This window comes from Caulobacter sp. SSI4214 (assembly GCF_012184455.1).
GTDB lineage: Bacteria > Pseudomonadota > Alphaproteobacteria > Caulobacterales > Caulobacteraceae > Caulobacter > Caulobacter vibrioides_E.
On record NZ_SZWJ01000160.1, the window covers coordinates 1 to 3,617 of the forward strand.

The 3,617-nt window shown below is 67.3% G+C and carries 1 protein-coding gene and 2 pseudogenes; 1 reads left to right on the forward strand and 2 read right to left on the reverse strand.

From position 1 onward, the window contains the following. A pseudogene (locus FCU40_RS22695) lies at positions 1-287 on the forward strand (peptidase M56); the annotation flags it as partial. 238 nt (positions 288-525) lie between these two features. Here the strand turns inward: FCU40_RS22695 and rpoD are convergent. Together rpoD and FCU40_RS22705 are read right to left on the reverse strand one after the other, a co-directional pair. After that, a complete protein-coding gene (gene rpoD / locus FCU40_RS22700) occupies positions 526-2,484 on the reverse strand; it encodes an RNA polymerase sigma factor RpoD (RefSeq protein WP_004623058.1) in 1,959 nt (652 codons plus the stop codon). Positions 2,485-3,029: 545 nt separating this feature from the next. Next, positions 3,030-3,596: pseudogene (locus FCU40_RS22705) on the reverse strand (DNA primase); the annotation flags it as partial. Positions 3,597-3,617: the final 21 nt, after the last annotated feature.

Sequence of the window (3,617 nt, forward strand, 5' to 3'; positions counted from 1 at the left end):
GCCAGGCCGGCGAACGCGCGCGGGTCGAGGCGATCAAGGTCGCCCGCGTCCAGATGGCGAAGGGCGCGGTCCAGATGCGCGCCGGCGCCCGCCAGATGCGCGAGGAAGCCGCCCGCCTGGGCGACCCCGCCTATCGCGCCAGGCAGATCGAAGACAACCGGGCGCGCGGAAACACCGTCACCGACCAGGAACTGCAAGACGTCGCCCGCCGCCTGCCCCGCCAGGCCGACGACCTGGAACGCCAGGCCGACAAGCTGGCGGCCCAGGCGAAGGATATGAGCAGCTAAAGCCCCTTCGCGATCCTTTGCTCCCCCCGCGATGCGGGGGAGCTGCCGCGAAGCGGCTGAGGGGCAAGCTGGAAATCGGCCGAGCTGGCCCCCTCCGGCCCTCTGGGCCACCTCCCCCGCGATACGGGGGAGGGTCTGTCCGCTTTCCGGCGCGCCGAAAGCCAACTGGGCCCATCATCCCCAAACAAAAACGCCCCGGTCCATCGACCGGGGCGTCTTCATTCGTGGGAACCCGCTCTTACGAGTCCAGGAAGCTGCGCAGCTTGCGCGACCGCGAGGGGTGCTTGAGCTTGCGCAGGGCCTTGGCCTCGATCTGGCGGATGCGTTCGCGGGTGACCGAGAACTGCTGGCCAACTTCCTCCAGCGTGTGGTCGGTGTTCATGCCGATGCCAAAGCGCATCCGCAGGACGCGCTCTTCACGCGGGGTCAGCGAGGCCAGCACGCGGGTGGTGGTTTCGCGCAGGTTGCTCTGGATGGCCGCGTCGATCGGCAGGACGGCGTTCTTGTCCTCGATGAAGTCGCCCAGGTGGCTGTCTTCCTCGTCGCCGATCGGGGTTTCGAGGCTGATCGGCTCCTTGGCGATCTTCAGGACCTTGCGGACCTTTTCCAGCGGCATGGCCAGCTTTTCGGCCAGTTCCTCGGGGGTCGGCTCGCGGCCGATCTCGTGCAGCATCTGGCGGCTGGTGCGGACGATCTTGTTGATCGTCTCGATCATGTGCACCGGGATACGGATGGTGCGGGCCTGGTCGGCGATCGAGCGGGTGATCGCCTGACGGATCCACCAGGTGGCGTAGGTCGAGAACTTGTAGCCGCGGCGATACTCGAACTTATCGACGGCCTTCATCAGGCCGATATTGCCTTCCTGGATCAGGTCCAGGAACTGCAGGCCGCGATTGGTGTACTTCTTGGCGATCGAGATCACGAGACGCAGGTTGGCCTCGACCATCTCCTTCTTGGCCTGACGGGCCTCGCGCTCGCCCTTCTGCACGGTCTGGACGATGCGGCGATAGTCGTCGATCGGCACGCCGGTCTCGGTGGCCAGGGCGGCGATCTCCTGGCGGATGTCCATGACCGACTGGCTGTCGTTCTCGACGAACTTGGTCCAGCGCACGCCCATGCCCTTGACCTGTTCGGCCCAGGTCGGGTTCAGCTCCGAACCGAAATAGGCCTTCAGGAACTCGCCCCGGCTGATGCCGTAGCTGTCGGCCAGGCGCAGCAGGCGGCCTTCCAGGCCGATCAGGCGCTTGTTGATCGCATACAGCTGCTCGACCAGCGCCTCGATGCGGTTGTTGTTCAGCTTCAGCGTCTTCAGGTGCTGGATGATCGTCGCCGACAGCTGTTCGTAGGCCTTGCGGTCGGCGTCGGACAGGTCCTCGCCCTTCAGGCGGCTGCCGACCAGCTTGTCCTGCAGCTTGCGGAAGCTTTCGAACTCGCTGGCGATGGCGTCCAGGATGGCCATCACGCCTTCGCGCAGCTCGCCTTCCATGGCGCTGACGGTCGGACCGGCGCCGTCGTCGAAGTCGTCCTCGTCCTCGCCGCCTTCGCCCTCGGGCTTGGCCTCGCCGGCCTCGTCGTCGACGGGCTCGGCCGGACCTTCGTCGTCCTCGGCCGCCGGCTGGGCGGCGACGCCGTTGATCGCGGCGTAGGTGGCTTCCAGGTCGATGACTTCGCGCAGCAGGATGCGGCCGGTGCCCAGTTCCTCGCGCCACACCATGATGGCTTCGAAGGTCAGGGCCGACTCGCAGAGGCCGCGGATCATCGTGTCGCGGCCCGCCTCGATGCGCTTGGCGATGGCGATTTCGCCCTCGCGCGACAGCAGCTCGACCGAGCCCATTTCGCGCAGGTACATGCGCACCGGGTCGTCGGTGCGGTCATAGGCCGCCGGCTTGTCGCTGGTGATGACGGCCGTGTTCTCTTCGCGGGTGGCGACCTCGCCGCCTTCGCCGCCTTCGGCGTCCTCCTCGGCCTCGACCACGTTGACGCCCATCTCGCTGAGCATCGCCAGGGTGTCTTCGATGGCGTCGGGGCTGACTTCCTCGGACGGCAGCACCTTGTTCAGCTCGTCCATCGTGACGTAGCCGCGGGCCTTCGCCTGCTTGATGAACTTCTTGACGCCGGCGTCGGTCAGGTCGAGCAGGGGGCCGTCGCCGCCGGTGGCTTCGGGCGCTTCCGTCTCGGCCGAGGAATTGGTGCTCATCAAGCTCTCCGCAATCGACGTCGCCTTCACTGCAAGAGCGGCGCCGAGAAAATCCGTTTCGAAAAGGATCCGACAGCCCGGTCCGCGCCTTAGGTCAGCGCGCGCCCAGAGATCACGTTCCCGTCAAAACCCGCCCGAGCGCGCCCTTTTCGCCATGTCGGATCGCTCCGCGGGAGTCCCGGCGGAGGCCCAGAGGCTGGGCGCGGCCTGGCGTCGTTCCTTTTGAGATCGACGACCGCTGGGGACCTGGGACCGCGGCGAGGGTGACATCCTGTTTCGATGAGGGCGCGCGCTCCGGCGGCCCGAGCGATGTCAATCAGCTGCGTGGCAAATCCTTGAGTCGGCATGTGGCTTTGGGAGAGACCGGTGTCAAGATGGGACCCACGGTTTTGGCGGCGGGGCGGCCATATTGTTCCGCTCGCCCCCTACTCCCGATTTCCCGGTGAGATTGGCGTGGGTTCGCCTTAAGGCCTCGACCAAGACCTCGGCGTGAGGGGTTCGATCTGGGCCCCGGCATTCGCCGGGGAGATCGGACTTTAAAGGACCTAGTGCAGCACCTGGGCCACCAGTCCCGGATCGGTCCAGCCGCCGCTGTCGATCAGGCGCTTGACCGCGTCGCGTTCGGTCTTGAGGCGCAGCAGGGTCTGGAAGTCGCTGTCGTCGGCCAGGTCGGTCTTGGCGTCGTCGACCGCGCGTTCCAGCGCGATCAGGCGCAGCAGGAGGTCGAAGGCCTGGGACCACAGGGCGCGGACCGCCTCTTCCGGGCTCTGGGCGGCGCTGTGCGCGACGTTCAGCGCCTTGACGTGCGCGGCCGAGCGCTCGAGAGCCGCCAGGGTCGCGTCGTCATAGCCGGCCGAGGCCAGGCGGCCGCGCAGCATCTCGGCCTCGACGTGGTCGGCCTCCATCCGCAGATTGACCAGTTCCTGGGCGATGGCGTCCAGGCGCTGGTCGCCAAAGCCCTGGTTCATCAGGACCTCGATCCGATCGTCGACGACCTTTGGGTCGCGCAGGGCCGCGACCAGCAGCGCCGCCGAGAAGGGCTTGGGCGCCTGGTGCAGCACGGCGGCCGCCTGCCGCCCCTCGGCCGTGGCGCCTTCCAGCCGGGTCTTGCCGCCTGTCTCTTATACACATCT